Raw genomic sequence first — 17358 nt, forward strand, 5'->3', positions numbered from 1 at the left:
CTGAGCTTTTGAATCGATCACACTTTCGCAGCAAGTGTGATCGATAGCTTTTTTAGCTGATAAAGAGCCGGGTGGTAAGGGTTGGGTGGCGCATGCTTGCCAGGTCCGGCAGGAAGATAAAGCTAGTGACCTCATCCAGGGAGGTGTGATCGATACGCTTTCCAACCTCAATTAGAATTGGCTTGAGATGCCAGATAATGCTACTGGCCTGGTTCTGGCCTACAGGTAGCAGGCGCTGACAGGCATAGACCAGGCTGGTCAGGGTTTGTTGGAGATAGGCCAGCACCAGGGTTGATTCCTCTATCTCCAACATACCACCGACCAGGCCAAAGGTTGCGCAATAGTGGGCCTCGCTCTGAGCTGACTTTGCTAGGCGTAGCGCCTGCGCCAGGAGTTCGCTCCAATCGCTTTCCTGAGCCAGTAACTGGACGAACTGGAGGAAGCGCCTTCCCAGTGTGATGCTTGCCATACGTGACTCGCGCGCGCTCTTGAAAGCACTTAGACGCGTATTGAGCACTTGCCAGGAAGGTGCGAAATCAGCAGGCGAGAGCTTGCTAAGGCGGCAAGCTTCGCGGCAGAAGATACCCTCTAGTAGCCCGTTCTCTTGCATATAGTCAGAGAAGAAAGCGAAGAGCTGCTCGCTGGTGAGATGTCCATCGTCGGCGAGCGTCTCCAGGCCATAGGAGTGCGCGGTACTGCCGATGGGAAGGGCGCTATCTGCCAGTTGCAGTAGTTGTAGGAGCTGAAGATCCTGGCTATGTACCAAGCGCGACCTACTTTCTTTCTTAGTTATCAGGGGTTAAAGAGAGTGTACTGTCTAAAAAGCCTAAATGCAAGGAAAGAGTACTAGCGACTAATTACCCTGGCTTCTGCCCCAGAGTGATGAACGAGGTCAGCGTGTGAAAGAAGCGCCCAGAGTGATTGGCCTCTCCAATGTACTCAATTCATTTATCGGCCTCTTCTGGTGTGACACATCCATACTCCTGGGGCGTAGCCAGCCTGGTCTACTCGATCAAAGCCCGATTCCGCCTGCCGTTGCTGATTCATAAGCTGCTCCTTTGCATGAAATATATTGATCAACATGAGTATGCTTTAAGAAAAATGTGTGATGCGCAAATGTCATCAAGTAAGACTGAAAATAGTTAGAAGAGAAGGTGCATTGCTGGTATGATGGGCTGGTATGGATCTGTGTATACGTAAATAGCACTTACTCTTGCATCGGCAGGGGGGATTGCGGTACTATGCGTTTTGAGCTTACAGGAATTACGTAAAAGGAAGGGTGACATGATACAGAATTCTTCTACGACGCCAGAGCCAGTGGGGCTGTTGAAGGCGCGGGTCTTTGCCTTGGTGGAGGCATGTCCGGTGGGGCGGGTGACAACCTATGGCTGGATTGGCAAGGCGCTGGGCTATCCACGCGGGGCACGCATGATTGGCTGGTTTATGAATGAAGCCCATGAAGGAGTGCCCGCGCAGCGCGTGGTGAATAGCAAGGGCGAGCTGAGCGGAAGCTGGGCCTTTGGACAGAAGGGGCGCATGCGCGAGCTGTTAGAGGCTGAAGGCATTGAGTTCTCCGGGGAGGATCGCGTGGACATCAAACGCTACGGCTGGGATCCCTCGCGCGACCTGGATGCGGAAGAGCTGCAGCAGATTGTGAGCGCCGCCACCCCTGACAGCGGCGGCTCTAGCAAGCGCCTGCTCTTTCTCCTGCAAAACGATCCGGCCTCGCCTTTGCGCGAGGAGCTACGTGGAGAGTAGCCCGCTACTGGCGTACGCGGCTACTGATTATGGAGGAACCATGCTAGCATAGCCTTGCCATGGGAGCTGATCATTGCTGCCCTCAGAAAAAGTTCAAGCCAGCTTGGTCCCTACAATTTGGTAGATGCTCTAATGATTGCGTATATTAAGGGGGTGAGATGGTGGTTGATGATGTGAGCCTGGAAGACTTGAGGATATTACGCAGGCCGTTGAGGCTGTGGTTGGCGCGGCATGGGATGACGCAGTGGAGCGTCGAGAAGCGCTATTGTGGCTGGAGTGACCCACCGCTCGTATCAGAAGGGGAGGAACAGGCTCGCTGGCTGGCGCGGCGCTTCAAGGGACAGGCCATTGCAAAAATTTATAGTAGCGATACCCGGCGTGCTGTACAGACAGCCGAAATCATCAGCCAGGGCGTACCTGGATCGGTGACCATAGAACAGGCGCTGGAGTGGCGAGAGATGCATTTTGGTGCCTGGGAAGGCCTGACCTATGAAGAGATTATGGCCAATACTTCAGAGCAACCAGGCTTTTTCCGTGATCCGATAGGCGAGGCGTCGCCAGGTGGAGAGAGCTTTGAGCAACTGATTACGCGCGTGCGTAAGGGCTTACACAGAGTATTTATGGATGTGAATGTTGGGGTTAGGGTGCGTAGTGAGGAACAGGCTCATTATGTGCTTGTAAGTCATGGTGGTCCATTGCGTGTGTTGCTATGTCTCTTACTGGCGTCTCCTGTGGAGCGCCAGTGGCAGTTTCGCCTGGACCCTGGTTCGCTGAGCGCTATTGACCTCTTTCCCGGTCAGAAAGAGGGTGAGCCGCTAGCAGCCATACTGGCTCTTCTGAATGAGCAGAGGTAATATATTGAGTAGATGATAAAACTGGTATCGCGGGAGAAGGAGCGCAGTTAAAGTATGGAGAACGAGCCAACACCACACAGTATGCCAACCGAGCGAGACTCGGGATCCTGGCGACCGGGAGGAACGAGCTATGGTAGCGTGAGCAGGGGGCGGCAAGCGTCGGGATCACAGCCCCCGCGCGGACCAAAGTGGCGACCATCGCTATCCCCAACAAATACTTCATTGGGCGAGCAGTATGCTGAGTTCGTCGCGGCAGTACAGTTCCTCTCCGTATTGCCAGTACCTTCGAGGTCGGGACGAGCGCCGCAGAGCACGCAGGACGCTAGCACAAGCAGTCAGACAAGGATCGGCGCCGCCTATTTTCCTATAGTTGGCTTGGTCTTTGGCTTGCTCTTATGGCTGGTCACCTGGATATTGGGCTTTCGTCTGCCACACTTGGCGTTGGCCGCGCTGTGTGTCGTCGGGCTGGTGATCCTGACAGGTGGGCTACACCTGGATGGCTTAATGGACTCGTGTGATGGGTTGCTGGGAGGAAGAACGCGTGAGCGCAAACTGGAGATCATGTGCGATAGTCGCGTAGGTAGCTTTGGTGTCCTGGGGGGTATCTGCGCACTGCTGCTCAAGTGGGCCTTTCTGGGGAGCATCTCGGGCGCGCACCTGGTGCCCTCGCTCATGCTGACACTGGTTCTGGGACGTTGGGCCATGCTGCTCGCGTTGTATGTTTTCCCCAATGCGCGCACGAGTGGCCTGGGTGTCAGCTACAGGCAGATGGTCACACGCGGACAGGTATTGCAGGCAGGCATTATCTCGCTGGTGATCGCACTGATAGCGGGTGCCTGGCTGGCTTCGGGGTTGGGTCTGCTCATAGGCCTGCTGATCTGGGTGTGCGCGGGTATCTGTGCCCTCCTGTTTGGCAACTGGATAAACGCGCAGATAGGCGGCCTGACAGGCGACAGCTATGGTGCGATTGAAGAACTCACTGAGGTTGTGTTGCTCCTTGTACTGGCGCTGCTCTAAGCGGCACATGTTAATGGATCTATTGGTAAACGAGGCGAAGAGTGGAGCTGGTACACTTCTGAATCTGGGCTGTGTACGATCACGATTGCCTTCGAGATTGAGCAAGCCAGACTGTTCGTCCACCAGCAGTAGGGTCTTCGACAGCATGTGCCACAACGTCGAAACCGAATTGATCAAGCAACATCTGGTATTCCGCTGGATCGAGGCTGGCATGGTAGAGTGGTTCTCCCCGATACTCACCAATCGCCTCGCCGTGCCGTGGACCCGTATTGAACAGAAGGAAAGCGGAAGGGGCTGCGTGGGCGGCGAACACCTTGAACATTTTTCGCTGATCATCGGTCTTGAGGAAGAAAAAGCTGTCCCAACCGAGAATGCCGTCAAATCGCCGGTGAAGCGCGACTGCCCGCATATCCGACACAATCCACTCCTGCTCCGGCATGCGCTTGCGACAGAGGGCGATGAGCGTCGAAGAGGTATCGACACCAGTGACACGAAGTCCATGCTGTACGAGATTGTGAGCGACAGGCATTCCTGACCCACATCCAAGGTCGAGAACGGTTGCACCTTCGGTCAGGCATTTGACGAACCGATCATGCCAACCCTTGTCATTCCATTGTCTGCTATTGCGATCAGCATCCCATTCAAGAGCGTATCGCTCATATATCTCAGGGATCTGTTCGGCGAGATGCTTTGTCATGGTCTGTAGTATAAGCGTTCGCTCATCTCCTCGCAAGTTCTCGTGCTAACTTGGCTGAAGGTTCGACCAAAAGTGCTGGGTCAAGAACCTCTGTGTCAAACCTTCACCTGATTTTCGGCGGTTTAGCCTGATTCGTCCAGGCTTAAGAGAGCTTATTGGCAAAGGCTTTAATGGTGTTGGCAGCGTTGCCGATGAGTGGTTGACCGTGGCCGAGGCAGATGGTTGCGATATTTAGTTCAGCAACTTTGTGAATTGAGCGTTTGGCCTCGGCTATATCGGGAGTCGCTGCAACCATAGGTAGGAGGAAACGGCCTAGGGGAGAGCGCACCATAACATCCCCTCCAAAGAGAATACCGCGCTCCGCGTGCCAGAAGCCACACTGGCCCGGGCTATGTCCCCCCAGGTCCACAACCTCCAGGCCGGGAAGTACCTCATCGAGTCGATCTCCCTCCTTGAGTTCATAATCGACCGGAACAGCTACGGTATGGCGTAGCTTGGGTATCACCCAGGCATCATAGATGATGCGGTCAAAGGCGCCTAGCTCCGCCTTTGAAGGATGCAGGGGTCTCTTCTCGCCACGAATGACTGCGCTCTCATAGCGATGGTGGGCGTAGACCTGGGCGTCAGTTACCTCCTTGAGTGCGGCCAGGCTGCCATAGTGATCCCAGTGGGCGTGCGTGATAAGGATGCGTTTGACCTGATTGAGCTGATATCCTGCGTTCTTGAGCTCCTTCTCCATCTGAGGAAGAGAGCCGGGAACCCCCGTATCGACAAGCGTCAGGCCATCGGTGGCCTCGATGACATAGCTGTGGGCGAGGCGCAGACCCTCGATACTAGAAATACTATGTTGAATGTGTTGCATAGCTATTCTCCTTTATTTAGTACTAGTCAGTACTAATATGTGCGCAAAAAAAGAGCACGCTTCTTTCTATTTGACAGACCGTCATTTAAAAAAGAGGGCCACTCTAGTTTCAGTGATCAGGAGGATTGGAACAGGTGAAGCAGGGCATCGCGTTCTTGCCGGAGCGCTGTGGCGCTCTTCTCGATGCTAGCCACCATCAGGCTCCCTTCAAGCCATGAAATGAACAGAGAAGCAAGGGCTGATGTTGGCAGGTCAGAACGAATTTCTCCCAGGCGCTTTCCCTCGTTCAGGAGCCTTTCAAGCCCCTGGTTTTGCTGGCTGAAGAACTGGCGCAGACGTTCGCGCAGACGTTCGTTGGTCTTGCCAGCCTCCACCATGAGCGACATAAGGGGGCAACCGCCGATGCATTCGCGCTCTACAAGTTCAGCGATCAACCCATCGGTATACGTTCGTAGCTTCTGTAAAAGTGTGTCGTCCTTGTTTTCAAGCACGCACTGGCGGAAGAGCAGTTGCAGCGAAGCGATATGCTTCTCTAGCACAGCCAGGGCCAGCTCGTCCTTGCTCTGAAAATGATAGTAGATATTCGATTTGGCAACGCCACTCTGTTTGACCACGTCATCCATACTTGTGGTAGTAAAGCCATGAGCAAGAAATAGCTCGGCCCCTACCTTGATGACCTGATCACGATTCGATGTGCTTCTCATGACTAGTACTATACAGTACTAGTCATGAGAATGTCAAGGACCAGTAAATTGGAATGATGTATATTTATGCTACGTTTAGAGGATCTTACGCGCCAGAGCAATGATCAGAAGGCTTGAGCTATAAAGAGCTGTTCCTCTGACAAAACGGGTTCAGCTCCCATCACAAGGTATCCACAGTGAGTAAACTAACCATGGGCGTCCTGAGTTGTAATGGTCTCCAACGCTTCTGTATTAGTAGTGTCGGCCTAGTCTTTGTGTGCCAAGTTTGCCATGAATGCGTGAGAACGCTGGACTGAACGTGTGAGAAAGTCCGCGATGGTTGCCAGTTGCTCGTCGCTATAAACATCAAGAAAGTCGTGGAAGTTCTCCCGCAATGTGTTGAATACATTATTCATTTCCGCGAGCTGTGTCTTGTTCAGTTCCACGATGACGCGCCGTCGATCCTGGGTATCCCGTATCCGACTCACGAAGCCTTTGCTTTCGAGGCGATCAACCAGGCTGGTCACAGAGGGTGTGGTCAGCCCAGTGTGGTGCGCGATCTCGCCCGCGGTCAACGGTCCCAATCTCTCAAGGAGCGAAAGTGTCTTCTCCTCGGTTGCTCCCAGTCCTGAACGCTCGGCGATAATGCTATGGAAAAAGACCGCCATCGTGCTGCTCTCACGGCTCGCGTTTATAACGGCCTCAATGAGTTTCTCTCGCTCCAAGCGAGGTGTTGAATTACTACTTGACAAACCGGTCCTCCGTGTATATTATTAGATATGCCTAATATCTAGATTGAACTAGATATTAGGTTGGCGCGGCTTATTCTACCATAGATTTGTATGATGTGTACATGCTATGTTGGGGGCAAAACTGTAGGGGCAGAACTTGCTCCGCCCAAAATGCGATAAATAAAGGAGCAGAAAAAATGACTCATACAGATGATAACACAACCTTTTCTACTGACGTGGAGGCGATCCAAAACGTGTTGCAACAGCTTGTGCTCTGCTGGAACCGGGGCGATGGGCAGAGCTATGGCGAATGTTTTACCGAGGATGCCGACTATATCGATGTCATGGGAACGCATAGTCATAGTAGAGAAGTCATTGCCCGCCTACACCAGCTTCTCTTCGATGGTCCTCTAAAAGGCTCTCAACTGGAAGGCTACGGGAATGTACGGCCAATAGTGAAGTTCCTGGCTCCCACGGTTGCGTTGATCATTGGAGGTGGCACATCGCGCCTGGAGGGCCAGTCAGAGGTTCCCGCTGACCGCCAATCGGTGAATACAACTGTTCTCATCAAGCGCGATGGACAATGGAAGATCCGTGCCTTTCAGAATAACCGCGTGATGTCCCATGCCTTCCAGTCGGGAGGACCTACACAGCGAGGCGAACAGTGAGCAAGCGTACTACACAACCGCAGTGGAGCGTCTCAGGCAGGGTAACCACCTTCCCAGGGGCTCTTTTTCAGAAGAGAAGAGAGGAAAGCATGCCAAATTTGCAAAAGCGAGGAAGGGAGGGCAGAGTTTCAGCCCAGGAGAAAGGAGTGCCAGCGATCGCTGGCACTCCTTTCTCCTGGGTTATGTGTCATCACTACGAGCGGAGCCAATCGATGTGAATGACGCTGTCGTGCTTCAGGCCCTCGACCTTAAGGATATAGCTCTCGCCTGGCAGGAGATCGAGCATGTTGTCGCTCCATTTGACCCCGTCCTCGGCTGTGAGCCAGACGCCCTTGGCGGGGCGCTGCGTTTGCAGCGAGAGTGTGTCCGGACCCAGTCGTTCCACATGGATGCCGGGTTCGGGCAGGGTGAGATATTTGAAAGGTTCAGGCCAGAGGGTGGCTTGTGCCAGAACCTGGTCTCCCTGAAGCAGACGTGCGCCCAGGATGTGGCCTGTAGTGGTCGCAAAGGGGGCCGTTTGCAGCTCGGTCGCCTGATTGGGCGCGAGCGTGTAGGCGTGGTCCTGTTCGTCGACCAGCTCGCCTTCGAGGGTCCACCACTGGAGGGCCAGGTGGACATCGAGCGGCTGCTGCGTGGCGTTGACGGCCCAGACGGCGGCCTGTTGCTTATCCTGTGTGGCGAGACCGACGACGATAGGAGCCAGCTCGCGGCGCACACTGTAGTAGGCAGGCTTCGGGCGCAGGTAGTAATCGACCATGGCCCAGCTTGTGACGGGCCAGCAGTCATTGATCTGCCAGACCAGGGCGCCTCCGATATACTCTTTGCCCGGTCCCTGCCACTGGCGGCGCCAACCTTGGATGCCTGAGCAGAGTGCTTCCGATTGGACAAGTTGGGTGGCGTAGATGTAGCTATCAAGATCGGCCGGATTGCGCACCGTATCGGAGAGGTAAACAGCCAGGCGGCGTGATCCGTCAGAAGCCTTATTATGGTGCTCCAGGGTGCGACTGAGTGGATAGCGCTCCTCTGCTGAGGTAAAGGCTTCAATCGTTGCGCGAACTGGTGTGGCTTGCATACCGAATTCGCTGATGAAACGGCCTCCAAGGCTGGAGTAGTCCTGGTACTTCCTCATAAAACCATGCCAGACATCCCAGACGTGTTGATCACCTACTTCGGGATTATTGCCATTGGTGCCACCATAGGGACTGCCGCGCCAGTAGGGGCGTGAGGGATCGAGGCGGGCACACACCTCGGGGAGTACGCGCTCGTAGAGTTCACGGGCGGAGAATTGAATGGCGGTAAAGTCACCCTCGAACGTGGCATCATAGTGTCCCTGAGAAGATGCGATCAGGTAATCTTCGTTATTGCCGCACCAGAGTGCGATACTGGGGTGATGATGTAAGCGCCGAACAGCAGCCTCGGCCTCCGCCCTGACACTGGCCTGGAACCAGTCTAGCGCGGGATACATGCCACAGGCAAACATGAAATCCTGCCAGACCAGGATACCAAGTTCATCGCAGGCATCATAGAAGACATCCTCTTCATAGATACCACCTCCCCAGACGCGCAGCATGGCCATATTAGCATCCGCCGCCAGTTGCACCCAGGCACGATAGCGCTCGGGCGAGATGCGCGGCGTCAGTGAATCAGCGGGTATCCAGTTTGCGCCCCCACAGAAGATAGGCGTATTGTTGATGGTAAAGTAAAACGAGCTCCCTGGTTGATCGGAGAAAGCATGCTGGCTCAGCTCCAGGCGGCGTAGTCCTGTGCGTATCTCGCGCTGGTCCAGGGTACTGCCTTGCTCATCGTGAAGCGTTACCACCAGGCGGTAAAGAGGCTGCGCGCCATATCCACGTGGCCACCAGAGCTGTGGCTGGACAATCTGTAGTCTGGCTTGTAGACGATATTGTCCATGGTCAGGCAGAAGTTCCAGGGTCGTGCCAGGAAGTTCCTGCTCGCCAACGAGCGTATTCTGTGAATCATAGATACTGACACTGCATGAGACATTAGCAGGATCTGTGCCACCAAGCTCAATATCTGTGGTGACAGAGAGCAGCGCGCTTTCTAGATCGGGGCTGACCTCAGTCTGAGACAACACATCGACGATGCGGCTCTTATAGGCGAGCAGCGAGATAGCGCGCCAGGGGCCTGCGGTAAGTAAGATTGGACCCCAGTCCCAGCCATAGTGATATTGCGCTTTTCTGACATATAAGCGGCTACTATCGCCGTTCCAGGATGTGTGCTTGCCATGTTGGGCTTCCAGGGTTTGACCCAGTCTGAGCGCGGACTCAAAATTAATCAAGAGCTCATTCTGACCGGGGCGGAGCAGGTTAGTGACTTCGACGTGTAGGGGCACAAACATATTGGTGCTGCGCGCGATCTCCACGCCATTGAGCCAGACCGTTGCATAGGTGTCCAGGCCTTCAAAGTGTAACACAACATGTTCAGCGGCCTGGACATCATCTATAAGCGTAAAGGAGCAGCGATAGAGCCAGTCACGCTCGCCGATCCACTGAATATCATTCTCATTAGTACCCTGGAACGGATCGGGAATGCGCTTAGCATCAAGCAGGGCCTGGTGGACTGTACCAGGTACTGACGCGGGAATCCAGCCCTCCTCGCTCTTGCCATCCTTCTCGACAGAGAGGGACATATTCCGTTCTTTTACCAACCAGTTCGTTGCCAAAGGCAGACTCAGTTTTTTCAAGATAAACCATCTCTTCTTAGCTCATCGTAGAGCAGGTTATGGACGAGAACGTCAATGTTGATAATAGTATCATATTGACCTGGGTCAATGTCCAGATGGTTGATAGATTCTCAGCCCGTGTTTGAACTAGACAAAGAAGAGGTGGTAGAGTAGGCCGAGGCCTACGAGCACAATAAAGAAGAGTACGACGGCGTACTCAGTGAGGCTACCGGAACGAAAGTGGATGAAGGGGAAGCGCTGACTACGCCTGGAGAGGGGATAGAGCCAGGGGATGCCAGCGAAGGTCATGGTATCTTCAAAGCTGTGTAGGAGGCAACCAAGGGTGGTTGCGAGGTAGAAGAGGAAGGCGGCATGCATCATCTCGGCAGAGAGGGAGAAAATAGCGGCATTGAAGAGACCGAGTCCCAGCGCGAGCAGGATGCCCCAGAAGATGGTCGCTGCAACAATACCAGGCAGGCTGTGGGTAAGTGTGCGATGCTTGCAGAAACTGGTCACGATGCGGCTGGCCCAGGGGAAGAGATGGCTGATAAGACTCTTGGGATGATCGATATCGGGCGCGACCGAGCCAAGCACGATCCCGCCATAGAAGGCGCTTTTATAGAGGAGATCGGTGAAGGTGAGCGATTGTGAGGCCAGGGGGAGAAGCTGCTCTGTGAGGGCCAGGTTGACCGGGCTACCAGCCATTGAGAGGTGCGTAACGTCGAAGATGAGCGTGTTGACGACAGCGGCTGCGGCAAGGCTAAAGGCGATATGGTTATGCCCTTTCATGCCTGGGAAATCCTCTCTAGCGCTTGAGGTGTGGTGCACCTATGCAATCGGGATGGTTGCTTTGATAGTAGATCTATTCTTTTTGAGATGTTGGAATATGGAAATGGTGATATGCTTCAGTATATCATGAAAGTAAGCATAGGGATTTAGGAGGGAAGAAATTTGATGAGTAGCGATGAGAAGCGTCCGCGGTTGGTACTGGTGCTGGGTGGGGCGCGTAGTGGGAAGAGCGCCTTCGCCGAGCGTATAGCCGAGGCGAGCGGGCGAGAAGTGGCATTTATCGCCACGGCCATGGCGAGCGATGAGGAGATGCGCGAGCGCATCGCCCGGCATCGCGCCGACCGCTCGGAGCAGTGGGTGACGATTGAGGAGCCGCTGGACCTGGCGAGGGCGGTGCGCGAGGGGGCGCAGGTGGCCGATGTGCTTGTGTTAGATTGTATGACACTCTGGCTCTCCAACTGGCTCTTTCGTGAGAGCGGGGTAGTCTGCGAGGGTGAGATCGCACAACCTGGCACGCTCTTTGACCAGGAGTTGTTGGGCGAGGTAGAGCGGCTATTGGAGGCGGTGCGAGAGCTTCCTTCAGGGAAAACATTGCTGGTGGTCTCGAATGAGGTGGGCCTGGGGTTGGTGCCAGATACCCCTCTGGGGCGCGTGTATCGCGATGGGTTAGGAAGGGTCAATCAGCACCTGGCGGAGGCCGCGGAGCGCGTGTACTTGCTCGTGGCTGGTCTGCCTTTGGAACTGAAGCATTTGCGTGCCACGCCCCCGTGGTGGTAGAATAGAGCCTGTTGTTGATACACATCAAACACATTGGGTGGCCCGCAGAGCTATAGCGGGCAGAATAGGGAAGCCGGTGCGAGTCCGGCGCAGTCGCGCTACTGTAACTGGCGAGCGACTCACCAGCCCCGAGAAGGGGTGCATAAACATACCACTGCGTTCTGTTGCGCGCGGGAAGGTCGGTGAGAAGCGTTTGCAGCCAGAAGCCAGGAGACCTGCCCAATAGTGCCGATCTCATCCTTCGCGTCAAAGGAGCGAGTACATGGAACAGCGTTGAGGCTTTGAAGGGTTGCGAGGCGATTCCTGCCGTACGCTGGAAACCTTTTCCCCATGTCTTCTGCAATACCTCCAAAGGGCGCGAGGTGACGACGGGCAGTGTCGTTGTCTATCTTGATATATTTGGAGGAGTACGACTCATGTCTACCTGTGTCATCTCCCATCGTCTGTTGCCCCTGATGTTAGTGGCGCTCTGCGCGCTGCTGGCGGCCTGTAGTGGCTCTACACAGACAGGTTCATCCGCCACACCCACGGCGACGCAGGCCCCGGCGAACGATTACTACGGCAAACCCATTAATATGCCTAAAGCGGCCCCCCAGCGCATTATATCGCTCACAGCCAGCACCAGCGAGATCCTGGGCGCACTGGGCCTGCAAAGCAGGGTTATTGGGGTGGATGCCTTTACAAACTATCCCACTGACCTGGCGAAGCTCCCCAAGGTCTCTAGCACTCAGGGCTACAACGTTGAGCAGATTATCGCGCTCAAGCCTGACCTGGTTCTCTCCTCTGGCGGGCTGACCAAGCAATATGATAGCAAACTTAAGGACTCTGGCGTCAACATCGTTGACCTCTCCCTGACAAATTTCAGCCAGACCTTTGACCAGATTCAGCTGGTGGGGCGCCTGACCTATAGTGAAGCCAAGGCTAATGACCTGGTCGCGCAATTGAAGAAGGAGCGCGATGATATCGAGCAGAAGGTTGCGGGTACCCCCGCGCCAAGGGTCTTGCTCGAGGTTGATGATAGCACGCCTGGTAAGCCCTATGTCTTTGGTGGCGGCTCGTTTGGTGACGAACTATTGCAAGATGCCAGTGCCACCAACATCTTTCATAGCAATACCGCCAACGAAGGGTACCCCCAGGTTACCGACGAGGCGGTTTTGAGCGCCAACCCCCAGATCGTGATTCTTACGGAAGACCCCGCCTATGGTGGCACCCCTGATAGCGTCTATAAGCGCGCCAACTGGAGCACCATCCAGGCCTTTAAGGACCGCAAAGTCTACCGTGTCAACGCTGACATCATGCAGCGCCCTGGCCCGCGCCTCGTGCAGGGTTTACAATGCGTTGCCCAGATCATTCACCCCGACAAATTCCCCGGTGCGCTCCCCGATTACTGTACCGGTACAGTCTAAATAAAGAGTCAGTGATGGGGGAGTGACTGGAGGGACCAACGGCCCCTCCAGTCACTCCCCCATCACCCTAATACGCGCCGCAGGCGCGAGGAGTGGTGGTCATGACAGAAGAAGAACTGGAACACAACGAGGAAATAGAGGAGGGGTACGATCCAGAGGAGGACGTAGAACTAAGCGAAGAGGAGCGGCTGAAGCGCCAGCGCGCCAGCCATGCGGCCCGGCGCGAACGCGCAAAGAGCGCGAAGAAGAAGGGATTGGTCATTCTCAACACCGGGAAGGGCAAAGGGAAGACCACAGCGGCGCTGGGCCTGCTCTTCCGCGCCTGGGGCCAGGGCCTACGTGTCTGCATGCTGCAATTTATCAAGGCGCGCACAGCCAACTGGGGCGAGGAGAAAGCGGCGCGCAAGGCAGGCATCGAGATTCACCCTTTGGGCGATGGTTTTACCTGGCTCTCCAAGGACATCGAGAAGGATAAAGAGCTGGCGCGCCAGGGCTGGGAGATCTGCAAACTGAAGATCCTCTCGGGCGACTATGACCTGATAGTGCTGGACGAGATGACCTATGTCCTTAAATACGGCTGGCTGGCCTGGGAAGAGGTGCACCAGGTGCTGGAGCAGCGCCCAGAGGGGATGCACATCGTTATCACAGGCCGCTACGCCATCCCTGAACTGATCGAGTATGCCGATACAGTCTCGGAGATCACGGATATAAAGCATCACTACGACGCCGGAGTCAAGGCCCAGAAGGGCATCGAGTTTTAGCCCATGCCAGAGACAAAAGGGCAACGAAGTGTGCATGAAGCGCTGGTGCTCTTGCTGGCGGCTGCCTTTGACCTCATAGGCGAGCCAGCCGCCAGCGTGCATCCCGTCGTCTGGTATGGTAGGCTTATTCGAGCGCTTGAGAGTCGTGCCCCTCGCGGCCAAGGGGCACAGCTAAGGTATGGCGTCATCATGTTGTTGGTAGCTTTTCCACTGGTTCTTGTGCCGGTGAAGTTGTTTCAAGGTCTAATAGGAAGCATAGAGAAGAAGGCCAAAGACTATGGAGGAGCGCGAGTAGGCTTGCTCGCTTCGGCAGTATTCATAGGAATGGCTCTGAAGCCTTTTTTTGCCTTGCGGATGCTGGTAGAGGCGGGGGTGCAGGTACGCATGTCACTCGAGCAGGGGGACTTGGAGGAGGCTCGTGAGGCGTTAAGAAGCTTGGTAAGCCGGGATCGCTCACACTTAAGTCCCGAGCTGGTCGCGGCGGCGGCAATTGAATCGCTGGCAGAGAATGTGAGCGATTCGGTTGTCGCGCCTCTCTGGTACTATGCCCTCTTTGGCCTGCCAGGTGCGGCGCTCTACCGTCTGGTCAACACCTTTGACTCGCTGATAGGCTATCATGGTAAGTATGAATATCTGGGGAAGGCTGCCGCGCGGCTAGATGATTTACTCAACCTGCTTCCGGCCCGCCTCAGTGCGCTGCTCATCATCGCCTGTGCGCCTCTCTATGGAGGATCGCGAAAAGAGGCATGGCGCGTGTGGCGCCGTGACGCAGGCAAGACGGAGAGTCCAAACGCCGGGCATCCCATGTCGGCGGCAGCGGGAGCGCTGGGCGTGCGTCTAGAGAAGGTCGAGCATTACATCCTTGGGGAGGAGAGGCGGAACATAACGCCCGCCGTTATCGTCCAGGCGGAGCGTATGACCTGCTGGGTTGGAACCTGTGCCTTCCTGCTCGCGCTGGTCGTGCGTATATGGAGGCAAGCAGGAAGAGGCTAGATGCAGCAACATCCACCACCTACAAAGGAGCAATTAGACGGGCGCGAACTGCCGGTGCATGGCGCTTTGGATTACGGAGAATTGGAGCGCCTGGGCTTGTGCCCAGAGGAGATACACGATTTCAGCGTCAATGCCAACCCCTATGGCCCCTCACCGGTGGCCCGCCAGGCTTTAGCTGGCCTGGCGCTTGAGCGCTATCCAGATCGTACCTGTCTCGCATTGAAACGTGCGCTATTGCGTTATGAGATTGATGCTCAACAGGTAGGGATAGAGTGGTTAGTATGTGGCAATGGTGCAAGCGAACTTATCTGGAGTATCGCGCGTACCTTTCTCTGTCCAGGAGCTGCGGTCGCGCAATTGATGCCGACATTTGGCGAGTATCGGGCGGCGTCACAGGCTGTGGGGGCCAGTGTGAGCGATTGTATACTACGGGAAGAGGATGACTTTCAGGTAGATATACCCGAAGTTATACAGTGGTTGAGGAGGCTGCGCCCGGCATTATTCTGGCTCTGTAATCCCAATAATCCAACCGGGGAGTGGCTACCTCTGATGAAGTTGCGTGAGCTGGCTCGAGTGTGTGCGGAGCTAGGAACGCTGCTGGTCATTGATGAGTCGTATCGCCATTTTCTCTTTCCCGCTGAAGAGGAGACGGCACTGGAGCTGGTGCAGGAGGAGGGACGGGTGATTGTGTTGCGCTCCCTGACTAAGGATTTCGCCCTGGCGGCGCTGAGGATCGGCTATGCTGTGGCGCCTCCCGAACTGGCAGCAAAGCTGGCAACTAACCTGCCAGCCTGGAATGTCAATGGAGCCGCGCAGGTAGTGGCTACAGCAGTCCTCGCGGACAGGGAGCACCTGGCATATAGTCTGCAAGGATTAGCGCGAGAGCGAGAGGCCTTCTTTGGAGCCTTGCAAGGCCTGGGATGTAGGGTGGTGCCAACGCGCACGCACTATGCGCTGGTACGCGTGGGAAAGGCCACGAGGTTGCGAGCAGCTTTATTGCAGGGAGGTCTCCTGGTGCGCGACTGTACCTCGTTTGGCCTACCACGGTATATACGGGTCGCTACGCGGCAGGCATATGAATGGTCCAGGTTGGTGGGAGTGTTAGGGGTATTACAGAGTGAGGAGAAGGAGCTATGGGAGAATTAGCACGTACCATCATGGTACAGGGAACAGCCTCGACCGTTGGCAAGAGTACGCTGGTCACAGGCCTGTGTCGCCTCTTCGCTCGCCAGGGCTGGCGCGTGGCACCATTTAAGGCTCAGAATATGGCCCTTAACTCATTTGTCACGCCCGCTGGAGGCGAGATTGGGCGCGCCCAGGCAGTCCAGGCCGAGGCGGCAGGCATTGAGCCAACAGTCGAGATGAATCCTATTCTACTCAAGCCCGAGGGAGACTCGCGTAGCCAGGTTATTATGCTGGGGCGGCCTCTAAGCACGATGGAGGCGCTTGAGTATTATCGCCAGCGTACAGGCTTTGAAGCGGTGGTAAAGCAAGCCCTGGAGAGCCTGCGTCGTGCCTATGACCTGGTAATAATTGAGGGCGCGGGCAGCCCGGTCGAGATCAATCTGGCGCGCTATGACCTGGTTAATATGCGCGTCGCACGCTGGGCAGATGCCTCGGTGCTGCTGGTGGGGGATATCGACCGGGGCGGCATCTTCGCCTCGCTGCTTGGAACCTTAATGTTGCTTCAACCCGAGGAGCGTGAGCGCGTCAAGGGCCTGATTGTGAATAAGTTTCGTGGCGACCTGGAGCTATGGCGGGAGGGTGAGCGGATGCTGGAGGCGCGAGCGGGGATACCCGTGCTGGGAACGGTGCCTTTTGTGAGGGATCTGGGAATTGCCGAGGAAGACAGTGTCGCGCTGGAAGAGGGAACAGCGCTCCTGACGCAGAAACAGCAGGGAGAAGCCACTCAACAACTACAGATTGTGATACCACGCCTGCCGTATATGAGCAACTACGACGAGTTTGATGCCTTAGCGGCGGAGCCAGGGGTGCGCCTGCACCTGGTAAGCTCGCCCGAGGAGCTTCCTGAACGACCTGACTTGATCATCCTTCCTGGCACAAAGAATACCTTTGCTGACCTAGCCTGGCTCTGGCGCACTGGACTGGGTATGCAAATTCGTCGCCTGGTGCGGGAGGGGGTAGCGATCCTGGGCATTTGTGGTGGCTACCAGATGCTTGGTGAGCGTCTATGTGATCCAACAGGTGTGGAGGGTTGCGCAGGAGCGGTTGAGGCTGGCCTGAGTCTTCTACCGGTGGAGACGATTTTCGCCTCTCTGGAAGAGAAGGTGACTTCTCAGAGTGTGGCCAACTTGACGAGAACTGCTTGTCGGGGCCTGTTTGCCTTTGTGCCTGAGCAGCCGTTGCGAGCCTATCAAATTCATCTCGGTCGCACGGCGGATGCGAATTCGACCTCCCTTATGCCGCTGCTAGAGGTAAACGGCGTGGCGGATGGTTTTCTTAGCGAAGAGGGTTGGGTCGCGGGCTGCTACCTGCATGGCTTGTTTGAGAATGACTTCTTTCGCCATGCGATTTTAAGAGCGTTGGGAGAGCGGAGCGCAGCCCCGGTGCCAGAGATGCGGCCCTTTGAGCGTATGCAGGCCTACGACAGGCTGGCAGACATCCTGGAAAAATACCTCGACCTTTCCTCATTTATTTAATTTCTCATTATGTGCTAGG

The 17358-nt window shown here is 55.5% G+C and carries 17 protein-coding genes and 1 riboswitch; of the genes, 10 read left to right on the forward strand and 7 right to left on the reverse strand.

Annotation, left to right across the window (positions count from 1 at the left end; all coding sequences use genetic code 11):
* Window positions 1-52: 52 nt before the first annotated feature.
* Window positions 53-766: an urease accessory protein UreF gene (locus JMJ16_RS47360; RefSeq protein ID WP_201393010.1), complete on the reverse strand. Its 714-nt coding sequence runs from the start codon at window positions 764-766 to the stop codon at window positions 53-55.
* A gap of 518 nt (window positions 767-1284) precedes the next feature.
* Between JMJ16_RS47360 and JMJ16_RS47370 the strand changes: the two genes are divergently transcribed.
* The 3 genes from JMJ16_RS47370 to cobS all read left to right on the forward strand — a co-directional run bounded on the left by JMJ16_RS47370 (window position 1285) and on the right by cobS (window position 3629).
* Entirely contained in the window at window positions 1285-1758 is a 474-nt protein-coding gene (locus JMJ16_RS47370; RefSeq protein WP_201393014.1) for an MGMT family protein, read from the forward strand.
* Between the two features lie 158 nt (window positions 1759-1916).
* Window positions 1917-2612, forward strand: coding sequence for a histidine phosphatase family protein (locus tag JMJ16_RS47375; protein WP_201393016.1), 696 nt, complete (start codon window positions 1917-1919; stop codon window positions 2610-2612).
* Between the two features lie 54 nt (window positions 2613-2666).
* A complete protein-coding gene (gene cobS / locus JMJ16_RS47380; RefSeq protein WP_201393018.1) occupies window positions 2667-3629 on the forward strand; it encodes an adenosylcobinamide-GDP ribazoletransferase in 963 nt (320 codons plus the stop codon).
* A gap of 79 nt (window positions 3630-3708) precedes the next feature.
* On the opposite strand, the gene JMJ16_RS47385 is transcribed toward cobS, so the two are convergent.
* The 4 genes from JMJ16_RS47385 to JMJ16_RS47400 all read right to left on the reverse strand — a co-directional run bounded on the left by JMJ16_RS47385 (window position 3709) and on the right by JMJ16_RS47400 (window position 6623).
* Window positions 3709-4326: a class I SAM-dependent methyltransferase gene (locus JMJ16_RS47385; RefSeq protein ID WP_201393020.1), complete on the reverse strand. Its 618-nt coding sequence runs from the start codon at window positions 4324-4326 to the stop codon at window positions 3709-3711.
* Window positions 4327-4468: 142 nt separating this feature from the next.
* Window positions 4469-5188, reverse strand: coding sequence for an MBL fold metallo-hydrolase (locus tag JMJ16_RS47390; protein ID WP_201393022.1), 720 nt, complete (start codon window positions 5186-5188; stop codon window positions 4469-4471).
* 116 nt (window positions 5189-5304) lie between these two features.
* Window positions 5305-5892 (reverse strand): TetR/AcrR family transcriptional regulator, encoded by a 588-nt coding sequence (locus tag JMJ16_RS47395; protein WP_201393023.1) that lies wholly within the window; start codon window positions 5890-5892, stop codon window positions 5305-5307.
* Window positions 5893-6137: 245 nt separating this feature from the next.
* On the reverse strand, window positions 6138-6623 hold the full coding sequence (locus tag JMJ16_RS47400; RefSeq protein ID WP_201393024.1) for a MarR family winged helix-turn-helix transcriptional regulator: 486 nt from the start codon (window positions 6621-6623) through the stop codon (window positions 6138-6140).
* Between the two features lie 176 nt (window positions 6624-6799).
* Here JMJ16_RS47400 and JMJ16_RS47405 point away from each other — a divergent pair, with 176 nt between their 5' ends.
* Entirely contained in the window at window positions 6800-7270 is a 471-nt protein-coding gene (locus JMJ16_RS47405; RefSeq protein ID WP_201393025.1) for an SgcJ/EcaC family oxidoreductase, read from the forward strand.
* Window positions 7271-7463: 193 nt separating this feature from the next.
* Here the strand turns inward: JMJ16_RS47405 and JMJ16_RS47410 are convergent, their stop codons facing one another.
* Window positions 7464-9974 (reverse strand): glycoside hydrolase family 2 protein, encoded by a 2511-nt coding sequence (locus tag JMJ16_RS47410; RefSeq protein ID WP_236602039.1) that lies wholly within the window; start codon window positions 9972-9974, stop codon window positions 7464-7466.
* 126 nt (window positions 9975-10100) lie between these two features.
* Window positions 10101-10742, reverse strand: a complete 642-nt coding sequence (locus tag JMJ16_RS47415; RefSeq protein ID WP_201393026.1) for a metal-dependent hydrolase — start codon at window positions 10740-10742, stop codon at window positions 10101-10103.
* Between the two features lie 165 nt (window positions 10743-10907).
* Between JMJ16_RS47415 and cobU the strand changes: the two genes are divergently transcribed.
* From cobU to JMJ16_RS47445, 6 genes are all read left to right on the forward strand, one after another.
* The gene (cobU, locus tag JMJ16_RS47420; RefSeq protein WP_201393027.1) at window positions 10908-11519 is read left to right on the forward strand and encodes a bifunctional adenosylcobinamide kinase/adenosylcobinamide-phosphate guanylyltransferase; all 612 of its coding nucleotides are present in this window, start codon (window positions 10908-10910) and stop codon (window positions 11517-11519) included.
* An 18-nt stretch (window positions 11520-11537) separates the two neighbouring features.
* Window positions 11538-11757: riboswitch (cobalamin riboswitch) on the forward strand.
* A gap of 178 nt (window positions 11758-11935) precedes the next feature.
* Window positions 11936-12925, forward strand: a complete 990-nt coding sequence (locus tag JMJ16_RS47425; protein ID WP_201393028.1) for an ABC transporter substrate-binding protein — start codon at window positions 11936-11938, stop codon at window positions 12923-12925.
* A gap of 101 nt (window positions 12926-13026) precedes the next feature.
* Window positions 13027-13686, forward strand: coding sequence for a cob(I)yrinic acid a,c-diamide adenosyltransferase (cobO, locus tag JMJ16_RS47430; protein WP_201393029.1), 660 nt, complete (start codon window positions 13027-13029; stop codon window positions 13684-13686).
* A 3-nt stretch (window positions 13687-13689) separates the two neighbouring features.
* Complete coding sequence (gene cbiB, locus JMJ16_RS47435; RefSeq protein ID WP_201393030.1) at window positions 13690-14679, forward strand: adenosylcobinamide-phosphate synthase CbiB; 990 nt, start codon at window positions 13690-13692, stop codon at window positions 14677-14679.
* Window positions 14680-15825, forward strand: a complete 1146-nt coding sequence (locus tag JMJ16_RS47440) for a histidinol-phosphate transaminase (protein ID WP_201393031.1) — start codon at window positions 14680-14682, stop codon at window positions 15823-15825.
* On the forward strand, window positions 15813-17339 hold the full coding sequence (locus tag JMJ16_RS47445) for a cobyric acid synthase (RefSeq protein ID WP_201393032.1): 1527 nt from the start codon (window positions 15813-15815) through the stop codon (window positions 17337-17339). The genes JMJ16_RS47440 and JMJ16_RS47445 overlap by 13 nt, the downstream gene beginning before the upstream one ends.
* Window positions 17340-17358: the final 19 nt, after the last annotated feature.

It is taken from the genome of Ktedonobacter sp. SOSP1-52 (assembly GCF_016587395.1).

What these genes read in the sequence shown, in the direction of transcription:
- JMJ16_RS47370 (WP_201393014.1), top strand. Translation starts at nt 1,285, where the DNA reads ATGATACAGAATTCTTCTACGACGCCAGAGCCAGTGGGGCTGTTGAAG.
- JMJ16_RS47375 (WP_201393016.1), top strand. Translation starts at nt 1,917, where the DNA reads ATGGTGGTTGATGATGTGAGCCTGGAAGACTTGAGGATATTACGCAGG.
- cobS (WP_201393018.1), top strand. Translation starts at nt 2,667, where the DNA reads ATGGAGAACGAGCCAACACCACACAGTATGCCAACCGAGCGAGACTCG.
- JMJ16_RS47385 (WP_201393020.1), bottom strand. Translation starts at nt 4,326, where the DNA reads ATGACAAAGCATCTCGCCGAACAGATCCCTGAGATATATGAGCGATAC.
- JMJ16_RS47390 (WP_201393022.1), bottom strand. Translation starts at nt 5,188, where the DNA reads ATGCAACACATTCAACATAGTATTTCTAGTATCGAGGGTCTGCGCCTC.
- JMJ16_RS47395 (WP_201393023.1), bottom strand. Translation starts at nt 5,892, where the DNA reads ATGAGAAGCACATCGAATCGTGATCAGGTCATCAAGGTAGGGGCCGAG.
- JMJ16_RS47405 (WP_201393025.1), top strand. Translation starts at nt 6,800, where the DNA reads ATGACTCATACAGATGATAACACAACCTTTTCTACTGACGTGGAGGCG.
- JMJ16_RS47415 (WP_201393026.1), bottom strand. Translation starts at nt 10,742, where the DNA reads ATGAAAGGGCATAACCATATCGCCTTTAGCCTTGCCGCAGCCGCTGTC.
- cobU (WP_201393027.1), top strand. Translation starts at nt 10,908, where the DNA reads ATGAGTAGCGATGAGAAGCGTCCGCGGTTGGTACTGGTGCTGGGTGGG.
- JMJ16_RS47425 (WP_201393028.1), top strand. Translation starts at nt 11,936, where the DNA reads ATGTCTACCTGTGTCATCTCCCATCGTCTGTTGCCCCTGATGTTAGTG.
- cobO (WP_201393029.1), top strand. Translation starts at nt 13,027, where the DNA reads ATGACAGAAGAAGAACTGGAACACAACGAGGAAATAGAGGAGGGGTAC.
- cbiB (WP_201393030.1), top strand. Translation starts at nt 13,690, where the DNA reads ATGCCAGAGACAAAAGGGCAACGAAGTGTGCATGAAGCGCTGGTGCTC.
- JMJ16_RS47440 (WP_201393031.1), top strand. Translation starts at nt 14,680, where the DNA reads ATGCAGCAACATCCACCACCTACAAAGGAGCAATTAGACGGGCGCGAA.
- JMJ16_RS47445 (WP_201393032.1), top strand. Translation starts at nt 15,813, where the DNA reads ATGGGAGAATTAGCACGTACCATCATGGTACAGGGAACAGCCTCGACC.